This window comes from Clostridium isatidis, from assembly GCF_002285495.1.
In the GTDB taxonomy this organism is placed as follows: domain Bacteria; phylum Bacillota; class Clostridia; order Clostridiales; family Clostridiaceae; genus Clostridium; species Clostridium isatidis.
The window spans coordinates 1,056,656-1,075,264 of the sequence record NZ_CP016786.1 but is presented as its reverse complement, the minus strand read 5'-3'; the positions used below and the strand labels follow the sequence as shown (position 1 = coordinate 1,075,264).

The 18,609-nt window shown below is 27.6% G+C and carries 17 protein-coding genes and 1 pseudogene; 17 read left to right on the top strand and 1 reads right to left on the bottom strand.

Annotation, left to right across the window (positions count from 1 at the left end):
- The first annotated feature begins 206 nt into the window (after positions 1-206).
- The 3 genes from BEN51_RS05095 (at position 207) to BEN51_RS05085 (ending at position 3,872) form a co-directional block, all read left to right on the top strand.
- Positions 207-800 carry a hypothetical protein gene (locus BEN51_RS05095; protein ID WP_119864999.1) on the top strand — a complete coding sequence of 198 codons (594 nt, stop codon included), beginning with the start codon at positions 207-209 and terminating at the stop codon, positions 798-800.
- 376 nt (positions 801-1,176) lie between these two features.
- A complete protein-coding gene (locus BEN51_RS05090; protein ID WP_119864998.1) occupies positions 1,177-2,664 on the top strand; it encodes a type I restriction-modification system subunit M in 1,488 nt (495 codons plus the stop codon).
- Positions 2,665-2,672: 8 nt separating this feature from the next.
- The gene (locus BEN51_RS05085; protein WP_119864997.1) at positions 2,673-3,872 is read left to right on the top strand and encodes a restriction endonuclease subunit S; all 1,200 of its coding nucleotides are present in this window, start codon (positions 2,673-2,675) and stop codon (positions 3,870-3,872) included.
- Positions 3,873-3,933: 61 nt separating this feature from the next.
- On the opposite strand, the gene BEN51_RS05080 is transcribed toward BEN51_RS05085, so the two are convergent.
- Positions 3,934-4,794 (bottom strand): toll/interleukin-1 receptor domain-containing protein, encoded by an 861-nt coding sequence (locus BEN51_RS05080; RefSeq protein ID WP_119864996.1) that lies wholly within the window; start codon positions 4,792-4,794, stop codon positions 3,934-3,936.
- A gap of 144 nt (positions 4,795-4,938) precedes the next feature.
- Between BEN51_RS05080 and BEN51_RS05075 the strand changes: the two genes are divergently transcribed.
- The 14 genes and pseudogenes from BEN51_RS05075 (at position 4,939) to BEN51_RS05005 (ending at position 18,585) form a co-directional block, all read left to right on the top strand.
- Positions 4,939-8,034 carry a type I restriction endonuclease subunit R gene (locus BEN51_RS05075; protein ID WP_119864995.1) on the top strand — a complete coding sequence of 1,032 codons (3,096 nt, stop codon included), beginning with the start codon at positions 4,939-4,941 and terminating at the stop codon, positions 8,032-8,034.
- Between the two features lie 73 nt (positions 8,035-8,107).
- Positions 8,108-8,773 carry a M48 family metallopeptidase gene (locus tag BEN51_RS05070; RefSeq protein ID WP_119864994.1) on the top strand — a complete coding sequence of 222 codons (666 nt, stop codon included), beginning with the start codon at positions 8,108-8,110 and terminating at the stop codon, positions 8,771-8,773.
- Positions 8,774-8,792: 19 nt separating this feature from the next.
- Positions 8,793-9,515 (top strand): hypothetical protein, encoded by a 723-nt coding sequence (locus BEN51_RS05065; protein WP_119864993.1) that lies wholly within the window; start codon positions 8,793-8,795, stop codon positions 9,513-9,515.
- A gap of 402 nt (positions 9,516-9,917) precedes the next feature.
- Positions 9,918-10,676, top strand: a complete 759-nt coding sequence (locus BEN51_RS05060; protein ID WP_119864992.1) for a hypothetical protein — start codon at positions 9,918-9,920, stop codon at positions 10,674-10,676.
- Between the two features lie 203 nt (positions 10,677-10,879).
- Complete coding sequence (locus BEN51_RS05055; protein WP_119864991.1) at positions 10,880-11,062, top strand: DUF2809 domain-containing protein; 183 nt, start codon at positions 10,880-10,882, stop codon at positions 11,060-11,062.
- Positions 11,063-11,087: 25 nt separating this feature from the next.
- Complete coding sequence (locus BEN51_RS05050; RefSeq protein ID WP_119864990.1) at positions 11,088-11,327, top strand: hypothetical protein; 240 nt, start codon at positions 11,088-11,090, stop codon at positions 11,325-11,327.
- 348 nt (positions 11,328-11,675) lie between these two features.
- Positions 11,676-12,524, top strand: coding sequence for a macro domain-containing protein (locus BEN51_RS05045; protein WP_119864989.1), 849 nt, complete (start codon positions 11,676-11,678; stop codon positions 12,522-12,524).
- Entirely contained in the window at positions 12,524-13,069 is a 546-nt protein-coding gene (locus BEN51_RS05040; RefSeq protein ID WP_119864988.1) for a TIR domain-containing protein, read from the top strand. Before BEN51_RS05045 ends, BEN51_RS05040 begins: the two co-directional genes overlap by 1 nt.
- Positions 13,070-13,204: 135 nt before the next feature.
- Positions 13,205-13,849 (top strand): hypothetical protein, encoded by a 645-nt coding sequence (locus tag BEN51_RS05035; RefSeq protein ID WP_119864987.1) that lies wholly within the window; start codon positions 13,205-13,207, stop codon positions 13,847-13,849.
- 105 nt (positions 13,850-13,954) lie between these two features.
- Positions 13,955-14,437: pseudogene (locus BEN51_RS13915) on the top strand (DUF3990 domain-containing protein).
- Positions 14,438-14,790: 353 nt separating this feature from the next.
- A complete protein-coding gene (locus tag BEN51_RS05020) occupies positions 14,791-15,513 on the top strand; it encodes a hypothetical protein (protein ID WP_119864984.1) in 723 nt (240 codons plus the stop codon).
- A gap of 292 nt (positions 15,514-15,805) precedes the next feature.
- Complete coding sequence (locus tag BEN51_RS05015; protein ID WP_119864983.1) at positions 15,806-16,066, top strand: hypothetical protein; 261 nt, start codon at positions 15,806-15,808, stop codon at positions 16,064-16,066.
- Positions 16,067-16,226: 160 nt separating this feature from the next.
- The gene (locus tag BEN51_RS05010) at positions 16,227-17,018 is read left to right on the top strand and encodes a MurR/RpiR family transcriptional regulator (RefSeq protein ID WP_119864982.1); all 792 of its coding nucleotides are present in this window, start codon (positions 16,227-16,229) and stop codon (positions 17,016-17,018) included.
- Positions 17,019-17,181: 163 nt separating this feature from the next.
- Positions 17,182-18,585 carry a PTS transporter subunit EIIC gene (locus BEN51_RS05005; protein WP_119864981.1) on the top strand — a complete coding sequence of 468 codons (1,404 nt, stop codon included), beginning with the start codon at positions 17,182-17,184 and terminating at the stop codon, positions 18,583-18,585.
- Positions 18,586-18,609 lie beyond the last annotated feature (24 nt).

Here is an 18,609-nt window from a genome sequence, read left to right as displayed (position 1 = left end):
GGTGCAAAGAATTTATTAATAAAGAAGCTAAATCATTTTTTCTAGTATATAGAAAAGGTAACTATAGAATTATAGAATCTACTGTTTATGGAGAGGTAATTTAGAAAAAACTAAGTCTAAAAATGGGACAATATATTTAAATGGCATGAAAATTGCCCATAATAACAAATTGTTTTTTTTCATATAATATTTTATATGAAGATAAAATGTTAAAAAGAAATATAACAAGAGAAAGAAAGGATATGAGCAAGGAAGTATATTCATCAAGCTTAAAGGCAATAATCGGAGAAGTTAAAAATAGAGAAACTCTAGGTAAGGTTTTAAACAGTTTCTTAAACTCAAAAGAAGGGAGCATGAGTGGGGAACTTATATATAAAAAAACTATATTAAAAGTGGTCAGCTATGCTTTAGAAAGTCGATATAATTTAGTGTTCTTTTCAACATTAGATAAGGATAAATATTCTACATTGTATAGAGACTTAGCTAAAGATAAAAAATTAAAACTTATAGTACTACACAATAGATATTATAATTATATAAAAAATGATAAAGAGTTAAGCAGTAAGAATATATTTGCTGAATCATATAAGGTAAGTTATAATGAAATCTCATTAGATAAACTTAGCAATGAGGAAAGAGAAGTTTATAATTGGATTAAAATTTTAATTAATCGTTATAAAATAAGTATTAATATATCAACAATTGCAATAACAGAAAATAAAATTATCTCATATGAATCTGAAAAAGATAAGATTATTATTTCAAGAGAGTCATTAAGATGTGTTTACAGTTGTTTTTAGAAATAATAAATTCAATAAGAGATTGAGCTCAAGGTGGAGAAGAGTATAAAGATTATGTTTTTGTGCAGGTAGTTGAAAAGGATATTGAAAATTTAATTAAAGAATAAGCATTCTTATACTCCCTAAGACTATGTTTTGGGGAGATTTTTCGTTTTTAGAAGCTAACTTTACTCAAGGATTAAGTTTCAATTAGAATGATAAGGAATTGAAATACATAATACTAATGAAATATTATACATATATTTATTGCAGAAAAAAAATGTTATAATAATAAATGGGAAAGTATTTTCTCTACAGTTTGGAAATTTTGAGGAGCAGCATATAAATAAGTAATATAATTAACAATAAAAAATCTTTAAAGTAAGGAGAATTGCTAATGAACAAGACAACATCGCAAGACGTCATAAAAATAGTATGGAAAGCCTGTGATACTTTTAGAGGTACTATGGATAGTTCAAAGTATAAAGACTACATATTAACAATGTTATTTGTAAAGTATGTATCTGATTTTTATAAAGAAAAGTTACAAGAATTAAAAGCAAGATTTGGAGATAATGAAGCTAGAATTCAAAAGAGCTTGAAGAGGGAAAAATTCCAATTAGACCCTACATGTACATTTGATGTTATATATGAAAATAGAAATGCAGAAAATATTGGTGAAATAATAAATAAGATATTAATGAAAATTGAAGATGATAATAAGGAAAAGCTTGAAGGAATCTTCAGAAATATAGATTTTAATTCAGAATCAGAACTTGGAAGGACTAAGGAAAGAAATGCAGCATTAAAGAATTTAATAGAGGACTTTGCAGATGACTCACTTGACTTAAGACCAAGTATGTTAGATGGAAGTGATGTTATTGGAGATGCATATGAATTCCTTATAGCAAACTTTGCTTCCAATGCAGGTAAAAAAGGTGGAGAGTTCTATACTCCTGGAGAGGTTTCAACATTACTAGCAATGCTTGTTGGAGCTAAAGATGGAGATAGAATATATGACCCAACCTGTGGTTCCGGATCGCTACTAATAAAAGCTGCTAAAGAAGTTGGAACACAAAACTTTAGATTATATGGACAAGAAAGAAATGGTCAAACACATGCCTTAGCTAAAATGAATATGTTTTTACATGAAATACATGATGCAGTAATAGAATGGGGCGATACACTTAGAAATCCGCTTCACTTAGAAAATGACAGATTAATGAAATTCGATAAAATTGTTTCTAATCCACCATTCTCATTAGATAAGTGGGGAGCAGAAGAGTTAAAGGATGATGTATATGGAAGATTTGAAATGGGATTACCACCTAAATCAAGGGGGGATTATGCATTTATTCAACATATTTTAGTTTCACTGAATGAAAATGGAACAGCAGGAATAATACTTCCACACGGAGTTTTATTTAGAGCTGCAAGTGAAGGAAAAATAAGAAAGCAAATAATAGAAAATAATTGGTTAGATGCAGTAATAGGATTACCTGAAAACTTATTCTTTGGAACTGGAATACCCGCTTGTATATTAATCTTTAAAAAGAATAAAGTTGATAATACTGTAGTGTTTATAGATGCTAGTAAAGATTATGAAAAAGGAAAAAATCAAAATGTTTTAAGAGATAACGATATTGAAAAGATATTAGAAACTTATAAGAATAGAAAAGAAATAGAAAAGTATTGTCATATAGCGAGCTTTGATGAAATAAAGGAAAATGATTTTAATCTAAATATATCTAGATATATTGATACTTTTGAAGAAGAAGAGAAAGTAAATATGCCATTGATTAAAAAGGAAATAATAATTATTGAAGAAGAAATATTAAAAATTAAGTCCAGTATGGCGAAATATTTAGCTGAATTAGGAATGTAGGTGGCATTATGGGAAAATTTAAAAATAATAACAACACTGTACCGAATGGATGGCAACAAAAAAGAATAGATGAAGTATCAATCCTAACTATGGGAGCATCACCGTCATCAGCTTCTTATAATGAAGAGAAAATAGGACTACCATTAATACAAGGAAATGCAGATTGTAGAAATAGAAAAACATTTCCAAGAATCTACACAAGAGAAATTACAAAGGAATGTAAAGTTGGTGATATTATTATGACTGTAAGAGCTCCTGCTGGTGCAATATCCAAGTCAGTACATAACGCATGTATTGGCAGAGGTGTTTGTGCAATAGAGCCTAAGATTAATAGTGAATTTTTATACCAAGTATTAGTACATCACGAAAATTCATGGAGTAGGTTATCTCAAGGCTCAACTTTTGAAGCAATTAGTGGAAGTGATATAAAAAGTTTTACTATATTAGTTCCTACTAATAAAGAACAAGAAAAAATAGCAGAAATCCTTTCAACTTGGGATTTAGCAATAGAAAAACAAGAGCAACTTATAGAAAAGAAAAAAGAGTTTAAAAAGGGATTAATGCAAAGACTTTTAAGTGGAGAAGTTAGATTTAAAGAATTTAATGATGACTGGAAATTTGTTAGCCTAGGAACTATTTTCGAGAGAATAACACAGAAGAATAATATAAACTGTACTAATGTCTTAACAATTTCAGCACAAAACGGTCTAGTAAATCAAGAAGACTACTTTAATAAGTCAGTTTCTTCTAAGGATTTATCAGGGTATTATTTGTTAAATAAAAGAGATTTTGCATATAATAAAAGTTACTCTAAAGGGTATCCTTTAGGAGCAATAAAAAGACTTAACAATTATGATGAAGGGGTAGTGTCTCCATTATATATATGCTTTAGAGCAAAAGAAAAGATAAGCACATGTTTTTATGAACAATATTTTGAAAGTGGATTTTTAAATAAGGAAATTTTTAAAATAGCTCAGGAAGGTGCGAGAAATCATGGATTATTGAATATTAGTGTAACGGAGTTTTTTAAGGATATTAAAATTGCAAAGCCATCATTAGAAGAACAAGATAAAATTGCAGAAGTTTTAATACAAGCAGATAAAGAAATAGAACTATTACAAAAAGAATTAGAAGCACTAAAGCTCCAAAAGAAGGGCTTAATGCAAAGGTTGCTAACTGGAGAAGTAAGAGTTAGAATATCAGAGTAAACTATTAATAAGGCTTAAGAGAATATTATATATTTTCTTAAGCCTTATTATTTATAAATATTTATATATTAAGAATTTGTTTAACTTCTTCAACAATTTCATCTATAGAAAGCATAGCTGTATTTAATGCATTTCTACCAGCTAAAGTTGAACTTTTGTTTAATACTTCATTTTTAGTGACTTTATGCCATATAGGTAATAGAACAGAGTTTCCATTTAAAGCTTCTTTTTGGAAAAGTCCATCAACTTCATAGTTTGTCCAATATTTTTCTAGGAATATGCTTGAAATAACAACTATTCCAAAACGTGAATGAGCTAAGCCATTATCAATGCTTTGCCTTATGCTAGCACCCCATTTGATTGATGTTTCGTCATACCATACTTTTATACCTTCATTCATTAATGCTTCGGCAAGTGGTCTAACAAAATCTTCTTTATCTTCCCAGGCATGTGAAATAAAAACATCATATTCATTACTAATTTCTATTGATGTAGTCACATTATTTAGAAGTGACGCACTAGTTTCACCTTGAATATTCCTTAACATATCAAGATGTTTTTTCTCTATTTCCTTTTCTCTTATTAATTGAGCTTGTTGCCTTTTCTTGGCTTCGCGTTCCTCTTCTTTTAATAATTGCGTCTCCTTTCTTATTACGTCAGTTTCTTTTGTAGCAATTTTTTTATTTATTGTAGCTTGATTTTTTTGACTCTTAATAATATCATCATTTGCACGCTGAATTTCCCTAGTTTTACTTGAAATAGTAGATTGAGAAGTAGCTCTACTTATTAGTGATTCAGCTTTAGTTTTCTTTATTAACGCATTTGATTCTTTTCTTTTTTCATCTGCAAGCTTTTTTCTTTCTGTAGCAATTTCCTTTTTAAGTCTTGAAATCTGACTTTGTAACATTGTTATTGTAGACATAGAATACCTCCGTAACTAAAATGATTTAATAATATTTTACCATTTATTTTGAATAAATAAGAATAGTTTGAAATCATTCTCTGTATAAAATAACAAATCTTTTGTATAATTGAATTATAATGTAATAATTTAGGGGGAAGAGAAATGGATAATCCATATTTAGAGGAATATGATCAAAATAATATTATAGAACTACTTAAGAATATGGGGTATAAATATATATCACAAGAAAAGTGTGAAGCTATTCGTGGTAATAGACTTAAGGAAGTAGTATTAAGAGATATAGCAAAAGCTAAGTTAATGGAGATTAATAGCTTTGAGTATAAAGGCACAATAAGAAAGTTTTCCATGAGTAATATTGAAAAGGCTATTGATGCATTAGATATGCCTTTAACTGAAGGTCTAATTAAGGTTAATGAAAAAATTTATGATGAAATAACAATGAAAAAAAGCTTTGATGAATTTTTAGAAGATGGAACTAAGAAGGGGTTTTCGCTGCAATATATAGATTGGGATAAACCTAAAAATAATGTATTCCATTTTACTGAAGAATTTACAGTTGAAAAGCAAGACCAATCTGGAAAAGAAAAAACTAAAAGACCAGATATAGTTTTATTTATTAATGGTATTCCTTTTTGCGTAATCGAATTAAAGGCTAGTAATGTATCTTTAAAGCAAGGTATTTCACAAATGATTGGGAATCAAAAGAAAAATAATATACCTCATCTTTTTAAGTATGTACAACTTGTAATAGCCGGTAATACTAGAGAAGCTAAATATGCTACTACAGGAACCCCAGAAAAATTTTGGGCTGTATGGAAAGAAGAAGAGAATTTAAAAATTGAAAACTATGTTAAAGGTAGATTAGCTACTGAGCTAGATAAAACTATATTATCTTTATTAAATTTAGACAGAGTACTTGAAATAATAAGAGAGTACACTTTATTTGATAAAAATGTAAAAAAGATCGCTAGATATCAACAGTATTTTGGAATTAAGAAAACCTTAGATAGAATAAATACCTTTGATAATTCAGGTAAAAGAAATGGTGGACTTATTTGGCATACACAAGGTAGTGGTAAATCATTAACTATGGTTATGCTTGCAAGAGCTTTAAGAAGAAGAATTACTAATGCAAAGATAATTATAGTTACAGATAGAAAAGAACTTGATTCACAAATTAAAAACACCTTTGCTCATAGTGGTTTTGCAGATGATATTGTGCAAGCTTCCAGTGGAAATCATTTAAATAGCCAGCTTACAAGTAAGGCAAGTAAGATAGTTACTACTATTATTAATAAATTTGACAAGGTATTTAATATTGGATCAAAAATAGATGACCCTAATATATTTGTTCTTGTAGATGAATCTCATAGAACACAAAACGGACAACTTCATGCAAAGATGAAAAAAGTATTCCCTAGTGGATGTTATATTGGCTTTACAGGAACACCACTAATGAAGAAAGAAAAAAATACTTATAGTCAATTTGGTAAGGAAATTCACAGATATACAATTAATCAAGCAGTGGAGGATAACGCAGTTTTACCTTTATTATACGAAGGCAGATTAGTTGATCAATGGATTAATGATGAATCCGGATTAGAAAGAAAATTTGAAATGATATCTAGAAATCTTAATGATGAGCAAAAGGAAGATTTAAAGCAAAAGTGGGGAAGATTTCAAAAGGTAGCTTCAAGTGAAAGAAGATTAGAAATGATTGCTTTAGATATAAATGAGCATTATAAAAATACATGGCAGGGTACAGGCTTTAAGGCAATGCTTGCAACCTCTTCTAAGTTTGAAGCTATAAGATATCATCAAATATTTGAAGAATATGGAGATGTGAAAACAGCTTTTGTAATATCATCAGCAGATAATAGAGAAGGAAATGATGATATTCATGATGAAAATAAGCTTTTAGTTCAAAGAGAACTTGAAAAAATAATTAGAGATTATGGAGATCTAGATTCCTATGAAACTAAAATAAAGAGTGAATTCTGTGATGGTGAAGATGTTGAAATACTTATTGTGGTAGATAAATTATTAACTGGCTTTGATGCACCTGCTGCTATTGGCTTATATGTAGATAAAGAATTAAAAGAACATAAATTATTACAAGCTATAGCAAGAGTTAATAGATTATATGAAGGAAAAGATTACGGATATATTATAGACTATAGAGGACTATTAGGAAATTTAGATAAAGCACTAACTTCATATAGCTCTTTAGAAGGCTTTGATGAAGATGATATAAAAGGAGCAGTTATAGATATAAAGAAACACCTTAATGAGTTAAAATCTAATTATTCATACTTAAAAGACCTATTTAATCATATAAAAAATAAAACGGATAAAGAAGAATATGAAGTCTTCCTAGCTGATGAAAGTAAAAGGTTAGATTTCTATGAAAGGTTAAAAAATTATGCTAAAAGTTTAAATATTTGCTTAGCATCAGAAGGGATATTAGATTTATTATCAAAAGAAGAGTTAGAAAAATATAAGAAGGAACTTAAATTCTTTATTAATCTTAGAAAAAGTGTAAGACTAAGATATCAAGAGGAAGTTGATTTTGGTGAATATGAAGAGCAAATGCAAAAGCTTCTAGACACATATATCAGTGCCAATGAAGTAAATAAACTTACTAAATTAGTTAATATATTTGATGATAAAAACTTTGATGAAGAAATCAAAAGAGTTGAAGGTAAAAGAGCAAAAGCAGATACAATTAGAAATGCTTTAGATAAAGTAATTACTATGAAATATGATGAAAACCCTGCTTATTATGAAAAGCTTAAGGATAGAATAAATAGAGTTCTCGAAGAGTACAGAAATAAAAGAATTTCAGAAGAAGAATATCTAAGCAGTATGCATGATGTTATGAATGATGTACGAACAGGTGCAAAGGATGATGTATATCCGGAAAATATTACAAGTAATAAGAGTGCCCAAGTAATATACGATAATATTAAAAGCTATTTAACTTCATCTATGGAAGAAAAGATTTCAGAAGAAAAAGCAGAATATATTATTGCAGATACATCCTTAAAATTCGATAACATAATTAAAGAGTATTCATTAAAACCAGATTGGACTACAAATACTGTAGTAAGAAATGAAATTGAACAAGATTTAGATATGGAGCTTTGGGATTTAGAAGATCAATATGGAATAACTATAGATACAGATACAGTTAGAGAAGAGATAATGAAAATATCTATTAGAAAATACGGAAGATAAATTAATTGTTAAAGCTTACAATTTATATATGTAAGCTTTAGCATATTCTATAGGTTATATAGGAGAAGAATATATGAAAATAAATATACAAGTTCATAAAAAGAAAGTAAAGAACGTTACACTAAAAGTCAAAAGAGATGGAACAGTACATTTAACAGTGCCAGAAGCTGCTACAGATGAATATATAGAGAAAGTTATTAAAAATAAAGAAGAGTGGATAAAAGCACAAATGAACCATTTCAATGAAAACTATGAAAAACCACAGACAAAAGAAATGGTAAGTGGAGAGAGCTTTAAATACCTAGGTAAAAATTACAGATTAAAAGTTATAGAATCTAAAGAAGAAAAAGTAAGATTATATAGAGGATATATAGAAATTTGCGTAAAAGATAAAGAAAACTTAAAAAGAAAAGAAGAATTACTGAAGAAATGGTATATGGAGAAGGCAAAAAAGAAGTTTACAGAATTAGTACATAAATACGAAGCTATAGTAAAAGAAGAGGTTAAAAGCATTAGAGTAATAACCATGCAAACTAGATGGGGGAGCTGTAATGTAGAAAGCAGAAACATTAACCTTAACTTAGAGCTAATAAAGAAACCAAGATACTGCATTGAATACGTAATACTTCATGAGCTGGCTCACTTAAAATACCCAAATCATAGTAAGCAATTTTGGGAGTATATGAGTGTCCATATGCCTAATTGGGAATGGAGAAAAAATAAATTAGAAGAAAAATAATAATATATGGGGGTATATTATGGATTTTAAGGCGTTTGAGTTTTTGGGAAAAGAAGTTCCGAGTTCTATTAGTGATATAAGAGAAGCTATGGATTTATTAGCTACTTCAATAGATAGTGCAATAGACAAGGTAGGAGAGAAGGTAAATACTTCATTTTCAAATAAGGACTTTAAAAAGGTTGCTGAATTAAGCATAAATAGTCAAGAGTTAAATGCTATTAGTCAGAAAATTCAAGACTATATATCACAATTAGACTTAATAATTGATGAGAAAAACATTGAAGAAGACATTAAAGATAATTCTAATGAAGATAATGAAAAAGAAATTCCTAATTATAGTGAGTACTTGGTAGATTCAGAAATAGAACATAATCTATATGAAGATTTAACACATAAAAGACCATGTGCTATTAAGATTGAAGGTAACAGAATAGATATAAAAGATTGGAAGAGTGCATTACTACAAACAATAAATTATTTAGCTAAAAAAGATCCATCTATGGTTAGGAGTTTTGTTGATAATCCTAAAATGAATGGTAAAAAGAGAATTTATTTTTCAAGAGTAAATCTACCAACTATGATAGCAGCAAGAGAAATAAAAAGTGCTAATATTTATGTTGAAACTAATCTTAGTGCTAATGGAATTAGAAATCTTTTAGTTAAAATATTAAATAAATATAATATAAAATTAAGTGACTACAAGATATATCTGAAAGCAGATTATTCAGATTTGCATCAATAATCTTTATGTTTGAAATCTAGTATTACTAGTCTTTAAAGCTAAATATGACTTAAGAGACTGAGAGCCTGAACATGAAAAGATGGGTAAGGGTATTACTTTAAATGGAGATGAATAATTTCAATATCTTTTGTTTCAATTTGTTTATTCATGCTTTAGATATTGAAATTTACTAAGTGACCGGATATTAATAAATAAAACAACTGGTAAACCGAAATAATTAAAATTACTAAGATAACAGATAAGAGCGGATACAATCAATATTAACATTACTAGTATCAATTTATGTTTTTTAACTAGAGAGGGTTATAAGAACTTCTTTATAAACATAGATTAGAATTATTTGAAACGAAACATATCTATGGAGAACGAAAATAAATATAGGCTTATAAAAGAGGGAATAATATGATAAAAGAAATAATATTAAAAAAAATTATTAATCAAGGAATAGACTCTATTGAAAGAAAAATAAATAAAGTTTATTTTCAGAATAACAATTATGAAAAATGGGAGAAATCATTTTCCAGAGTGGGTGAATATTCAGAATGTATAACGAAAGAAGCGTGTATAGAGTTATCACGACATAGAACTATCAGAAGGTACTATTATTTGACATTTGATACAAGTTTAAATTCATTTCCTATGGAGGATTTCATAATTGCATTAGCAATGGAGTTTAAAGATTATAATATTGATTTAGAGATTAATAACATAATAGGTTTAGGTGAAGCGTTTATTGAAGAATGGAAAAGTGAAGTGTCGAAAGATGTTAATTGTAGGAATGTTACATGTTTTAACAACTCAAAAGCAATCCTGAATAAGCAGTACATTATTAGTATAATTGAAGATTCAGAAAAATTAATACGCAAATTTTATAATAGTTTTGAAGAAGTAAATGGCTTAGATATAATAAGGGTATATTATCGAGAGCCAGGAAAAACCTGGTTAGAGCATAAGCCTAAATATAGTGTAGAGATTAGTGTAAACTTGAATAAAGGATTACCACTAGGATTTACAAGAATAGGATATGACTATGAGCTACTACATGAAGAAAGTGCTCAGAAATTAAAGGTATCGTATTTATCAGAGGATAATAAGAGGGAAGTGTTACGAATAAACAGAGTTGAGTGCCCTAATGAAAGTAAAATAATATGGGCATATTAAAATAATTAGATATAGTTAATAGTCAATAAGGATAAGCGAAGGCTTATCCTACAATTATATAGAAATAATTACTATGGAATTTAGAAAGAGAAACTGAAATTATATAAGTTATTATAATGGAATCGCAAAGTAATCCTAAGTATCTCCGGAGATAACTTGGACATTTGAAGGAGAGGAAATGATATGAGAATAAATAAAGAAATATGGTATTTGTAGAAGTTATGCAGTATTTTAAAATTATAGAGCTTTTAAACTTAGAAAGTAATAAAGTGGCTTCAACAATTATGGGGACTTCATTTGATGTAAAAGATATTTTATGTTACTTAATTGGTAGCATAGCTTTAATAATATGGGAAAATAGAAGAAGACTATACTATAATGAATAAATAACTAAAAGAGTGAGGAATTATATTGTTATTAGATGAAAGTTTCTTTGACACATTACCAACAGAGGTTAGATATAATCAATATGTTGTTATTGATGGGTTTGGAACTTTAGGTGAATCTTATTTGGGAACTTATGCTTCTGAAATTGAAGCATATAAAATGTACAAAAAAGCATCTTCAAAATACAAAAGAATTTTCAAAGCCAATGTTACTTTTGTAAAAATAGGGAATAGAAATTATATGAAAAGTTATGAGGAAATATAACAAAAAGCCATGCAGCAGCATTAGCAGTGGATCACAAAGTGACCCTCAGTATCCCAGGGATCAATGTCAGTAAGCTAATCTTTTATATTTTATAAAGTACCTAAAAATAAGAAAGAGTTTATTTTATTTTTTAGTACTTATCTATTATAGTAAAGGCTAGAAGTATAGAAATGTATTTTTGAGCCCTTTTGATTGAATAAATTTAAACTTTTATCCCAGAAGCTATCTATATATAAAAGTATTATTTTATTTTCATAGTAATAAATAACAGTAAAGTAGAATTTTCATCCTAAATATACATAATAATACTTTTGTGTTATTATTTATATGGAAAGGGGGTATAAAAGTTTGTTTGAAAAGCAAAAAGTAAGTTTATCTGATAAAGCTTTAATAAGAGATTTTTTAGCTATAGTCGGTATTATTGGCGGATTATATTCTTATGTAACAATTTTCTTTGAGATTCCTGATGAATATAAAAATAAAGTAATAAATTTTGCTATTGTATCAAGTATTTTAGTGATTATCTATTTAGTTCTTTGGATTAGAGCAAATAAAATGGAATCAATTAAGTTAAAGATAAATGGTTCAACAATACAAGTGAAAATTGGTGATATATTTGAAGAGAAAGAGTTAAAAGTTATTTCTTTTAACGAATATTTCGATACACAAGTTGATGATGATATAATTGCGAATAGTAGTCTAAATGGAATATTCATAACAAGTAAACTAAAAGAATCTATAGAGGATTTTGACAAGGAACTTGATAAATATTTAAGTAGTAAAAAAGGGAATGAGTATTCCGTAAACAATGATAGAGTTGTTGGTAAGAAGAAAAAATATCCATTAGGTACGATTTGCAAATATAAAAATGAATATTTATTTACAGCTTTAACTAAATTTGATGATGAAAATAAAGCAAAGGTTTTGCTAAAAGATTATGTATACACTTTACTGAATTTTTGGAGTGAGATTGATAGAGTGTATGCTGGTAAATCTGTTTCAATGCCATTGCTTGGAAGTGGACAAACTAGAATTGAAGATAAAATAGATATATTAGAACAAGAATTATTAGAGTTGTTAATATGGACTTTTAAAATAAGTAGAATAAAGATTAAACATCCATCAAAAATAACTATAATAATACATTCTACCAGTAAGGATAAAATAAATTTTTATAAATTAAAGGAGTTGATGTAATGGCATATAGAAATGGAGTCTATGTTGCTTTTAATGGATGTGGAACAACAGATCCTACAGATTCAGATATAAAGTATTTTAATCTATTAAAAGCTTGGAGTGAGAATCCTAATAATAATTTTAGATTTGTAGATAGCCATCAAAAAACTTATAAGGTTTTAGATAGTAGTACGAAAAAAACATTATTAGATAGATTAAATGAAAGAATGGCGACGTCTAAATTATTATTGTTAATTGTAACTGAAAATACAATTAATTCTAGTGATATAGTAGATCATGAGATTAAAAGAGCAATTTTACATGATGAACTCCCTGTTATTGTAGCATATACTGATAAATCAATAGTAAAAAATGTTACTTCGGAAATGAAGAATAAATTGCCTAAAATATTACAGAATATAGTAAATGATAAAGAGTGTAAAATACTTTTTATTCCATTTAAAATGAATGCTATAGCAAAAGCTATTAAGGATTTTGGTGTTAATCAAGTTAAAGATAAAGATAATGGAATATATACTTACAAAGACAAAGATTCATGGGATTAATAAAATATCGATATTATAAGAAAGAGATTAAATTTTAATCTCTTTTTTATAATAAAATTTACCTAAATTAATTTTACCTAAAACACAGGAAAGTTATATTAAACTATACTTGTTATAAATCAAGGGGGTTAGAAAGTGAGTAAGAAAAATGAGAGTTGTTATTGGTGTGGTAAAGATGCAACATCTAGGGAACATGTCCCTCCAAAATGCTTATTTCCAGAAGATAAGGATATAAAAGTAGTTATAGATATAAATTTTCGAAAAAATTTAATTACAGTTCCATCATGTGATGAACATAATTTATCTAAATCTAATAATGATGAATATTTAATGGCATGTATGGCTGCGGTTGTTGGTAATAATGATATAGCATATATTCATACCAGAACAAAGCTATCAAGAAGTGTTAGAAGAAATCCCAATCTATTTAAGATCATTAGAGAAGGTAATATTAAGATAAAAAATTATAATTATCCAGTAGCTATAGCGGAAGTTAATACCTATAGGTTGTCTTATTCATTTGAAGCCATTGCTAGAGCAATATATTATTATGAATGTACTGAACAGTTTAAAGGTAAATGTTCAGTATGGATACCGTTTTTCAGAAAAGAAATGAATGATATTGGTAAGCAAATGTTAGATTTACTGCAAAATGAAATTAATCAAGAAAGAAGAAAATGGATACTAAAAGGTGAAAATCCGGATATATTTAAATATCAATTAGGGAATAAAGATGGATTTGGAAGTAGAATTTTGGTAATGAATTTTTATAACATTTAGAAGTATATATTGCATTTACAAGTGTTGAAGCATGCAAATATTTTAATGTAAAAGTTAATTAGTTAAACATTAAAAGTATCTAGTTTATAAGCTATATACTTTAAAATGGAAAATAAAAATAATATAACTATTGTTTATCATGCAAGTTATAAAGCTATCGACGAACCTTCGATCATAAAAGGAAAATTTATTAAAGATTTTGGTTATGGTTTTTACTGTACGAGAAATAAAGAACAAGCTAAGAAATGGACTAAAAAATTTAAAAAACCAGTTTTGAATATTTATTATCTGCAAGATACATCTGATTTAAGAATAATAAAATTTGAAGAATACAATGAGTGATGACTTGATTTTGTGGTGCATTGTAGAAATGGTAGAACACATGATTATGACATTGTAGAAGGATTTATGGCAGATGATACTATTTATGAAGAAATCCATGAGTATTTAAATAGCAATATAGATAAGGCTGTTTTTTTATATATGATGAAATTTAAGTGGAGTAATAATCAAATAAGTTTTCATAGTGCAAGAGCATTGTCAAAGATTTTATTTCTAGAAAGTTATACTTTAAATAATGAAGGCTAAAATGCACTTATTACCAATACTATCTTAACTAAAATGTTGGAAGTGTACTAACTAAGAGAGTAACTATTATAAATAATAGTATCGAGATTTCAGGAAGGGAGATGGCCAAGCAAACTATAAGGTATATGGAAAAAGAGCTTGTTGCGATTAACAAAAGGAGTCTTAGATTAAGTGGAGCACTTCAAATAAGGTAAAGCAGTTAATCTATACATCATTTATACTATTGAATAGAAGATAATATATAGCATTACTAATTATAAAATATAGGTAAAATTATATTCTTTAATAGAGAAATATGGTATAATATGTTAAGTTTACAAAATGAAAATAAAATAGTTGTAGAGGTGAGTAGCATGAAAAAGAAGGTAATTTATATTTGTATTGGGATTTTATTTTTTTTAGTTATTACATATAGTATTATCAACTATGGAGAGATAGTTATGGTTGTTAAAAACTTTCCTAATACAACTTTTAGGAATATATTAGAGATGATAGATTTCTTGATTACTCCATTATTGTTTATAGTTACGATAATGGGATTGAAAGAAATAACAGTTGCTAAAGAAATTTCTGAAGTTAATGCTAAAAGAGAGGCGTTTAAATTATCAGCAGAACAATGTATATATTATTTTGAAAATATAATACCTAAGTTAGATGATATTGATAAGTGTTTCAAAGAAAATAAAATCACAAGTATTGGAGAAGTAAAAATAAAAAGTACAAGCGAAGGAATTAAAGCTTCAGTCAAACTTGATGTATCAAGGTGTCCTGAAGAAATATTTAGGGATATTACATATGTGTTAAACGTAATTGAAGGTTTTTCACTATATTTTATTTCAGGGGTAGCAGATGAAAGAGTAGCTTTTTCTTCAGTTGGACGGACATACGTGAACTCTATGGAAATGTTGTTGCCAATAATTTGTAGCGTTCAGGGGAGTGGTTATGAAAATGTATTTAAATTATATTTATTATGGAAAGACAGAATTGATAAGCAGGAAGCTCTAAATCAGAAAATTAAATTAGATAAAAAAATGCAAGAAGAATGCTTTGTTACAACGAAAACTATAGGTTTTTAATTATAAGACTAATATTAAGTGTAATAAAATTTAAGTTTTATAGAAACGGGTCACAAAGTGCCCCGCAGCATGCCCGGGGATAACTTGGACATTAATGATTCCATATGTATTTCCATAGGAAGCGGAGTGAAAAGTTAATTTTGCTGATTTGTTTAAAGAGAGGTAATGCCTCTCTTTATTATTAAATAAGGTATTTACAACATAAAATTGATAGTATAACAATTAAACTGGTGGTAGAGTAAAGGGAAAATCAATAGGTTTTACTATTACCTATAGAAAAAGATTAGGATCTTTGGTATTTGGTGCAGAATCAGATAAAGAATTAGGAACAGAGATATTAAGAAAAATATTTGAGGAGAAAATTCATTTAATTAATAAGGAATTACAACTAGATATTCAATTAGATGCTGGAGTTAGAAATAAATCTTGGTACAGGCTTCAAACTAAAATAGCTATTGATAATAGTATAGATATTAATGAACAAGTAGATAAATTTGCAAAAAGTTTTATTAGATTTAGAAAATTAATAGAAGCAGAAATTAATGAATTATAAAAATAATTATTAAGAAATAAGCACTGATCATTATCTGATTGGTGCTTTCTTTGCTTTTAATTTCCGTATTTAAACCAATGAATTTAACATTTGGTAACTTGTGTAAAGATATGTTAATATTAAATATAATTAATATTAATTTAAATAGTAGGTGATAAAAATGTATGTATATGATACGCCATCTGAGTTATTAAATGATTATTTAAAAGGAAGTAATAAATCTAGTATTAATGAAGAGATTGCAAGGTTTTTTATTGCATATCTAAATGAAATACCAAATTTGAAAATTACTGAAATAGCAGAAAAATGCCATGTATCTACAACATCTATAATTCGTTTTTGTAGGGAACTTGGATATTTAGATTTTACAGATTTTAAAAAATGTATTGAAGAAACTAATTTAAACAACAAATTGAGAGTATATAGAAATGATTTTTTAAAGGATTCCAAAGGAACAGAAGGACTTAAAGATTGGATAGATCATGTAAATAATAAAGTTCTTGATAGCTTATTAGTGATAGATTTGGACAAGGTAGATGAATTAGCTAAAGATATTATTAATTATCGTTATGTATATATATTTGGCTCATGTCTTTCTAAAGTTGTAGGTGAATATTTACGTGTGCATTTAACTCGTCTAAATAAAAATATAATTACAATAACAGTGCCTAAAAAAGATAGTCCATTAACTCATAATAAAAAAGATACCTTAGGTATTGTGCTATCACAACATAATAATTATTTAAAATCAAAACATGAGATTATTCCTTATCTGCAAGGTAGCTGCGATAAAACATGGCTAATTACTCAACAAATGCCTGAAGAAAGTTATAAAAAGCATTTTAATAATACCCTGTTTGTAAGTGGCTGCAAGGAAATAATAGTTGAATACCATGTAATGTTAAATGTTTCTGAAATAATAGCTGAATATTGTTTCAGAAATTCGAAATAAATACTAAGCAATGTACAGATTCTGTATATACGGAATCTGTACATTGCTTCTTTTTTGGAATTAAACTCATTATAATAGAATTATACTAATGAATGGCCATTTAAATTAGTTTGTAAACAATATCACAAAATTTAAGAAAAAATAATATAAAGGGGAAGATTTTATGTCAGTAAAAGATGTAAAAATTGCAGAAAGTGTTCTTGAGAAAATCGGGGGAAAAGATAATATTTCTCAGGCTACACATTGTATGACAAGACTTCGTTTTAATTTAAAAGATGATAATATTGCAAATGAAGATGAAATTAAGAAAATTGATGGAGTATTAGGTTGTAAGAGAAAAGGAGGACAACTTCAAGTTATAATTGGTACAAATGTTTCAACTGTTTATGATGAGCTATGTAAAATTTCAGGAATAGTTCAGGAAAAATCAATTGATGAAAATTTAGATAAGAATTTACCAAGTAAAAAGAAATCAGGAAAAGACTACGTTAATGCTATATTTGATTATCTTGCAGGTAGTTTAACACCATTGATTCCAGTTTTAATTGCAGCATCATTCTTTAAAACACTGGTAGCTGTGTTAGGTCCAAGTCTTTTAGGTATTATTTCTGAAACAAGCAATTTATATATTTTATTTTCCTTTGCTGGAGATGCTGGATTCTACTTTTTACCAATATTTATAGCATACACTGCAGCTAAAAAATTAAATTCTAATACAGCTATTGCCATGATGCTAGGTGGTATTATGATTCATCCTACATTTTTAGGATTAGCACAAGAAAATGCTTTATTTACGGTTTTCGGCATTCCATCTAAAACATTAAATTATACAGGAACTATAATTCCTATGCTTCTAACAGTTTGGGTGATGTCACATGTTGAGAAAATATTTAAAAAATATACTCCTGAAGTAATAAAAGTTTTTTTAGTTCCATTTGGGACAGCTCTAATAATGCTACCACTTTCACTATGTCTTCTTGGACCTTTAGGTTCAATTTTAGGTGACTATGTTTGTAATGGAATAATTGGAGTGTACAATTTAGTTGGTCCATTAGGTGTTGGGTTAATTGGTGCTACTTTTGCAATATTAGTTCTTACAGGAATGCATATGGTGTTATTTACTTACTTATTTATTACCTTCCCAACCTTAGGGTATGACAGTATGCTTTTACCAGGTATTTTATGTGCTAGCTGGGCAAGTACAGGTGTTGCTCTTGCATGTATTTATAAGTTTAAAGAAAAGAAAAAGAAGTCATTAACCTTTGGTTATGTGCTAACTTGGTTCTTTGGTGGAGTTGGTGAGCCTATGTTATATGGACTATCTATTCCATATAAAACACCATTATATGCTGGTGTTATTTCTGGATTTATTTCAGGTATAGTTGCTGGATTTACAAAGTTATCTGCGTACACATTAAATACATCCAATGGAGTATATGCTTTAACTGCATTTATTGGTGGACCAAAATCAAATTATATTGCTCTTGTAATTACATTATTAGTATGTCTTGTATCAGGATTTGCTGTAATGATGTTTATGAAACTTGATGAATCAAAGGTTAATTAAAAAATTAGTAAAACAATAGTAGAA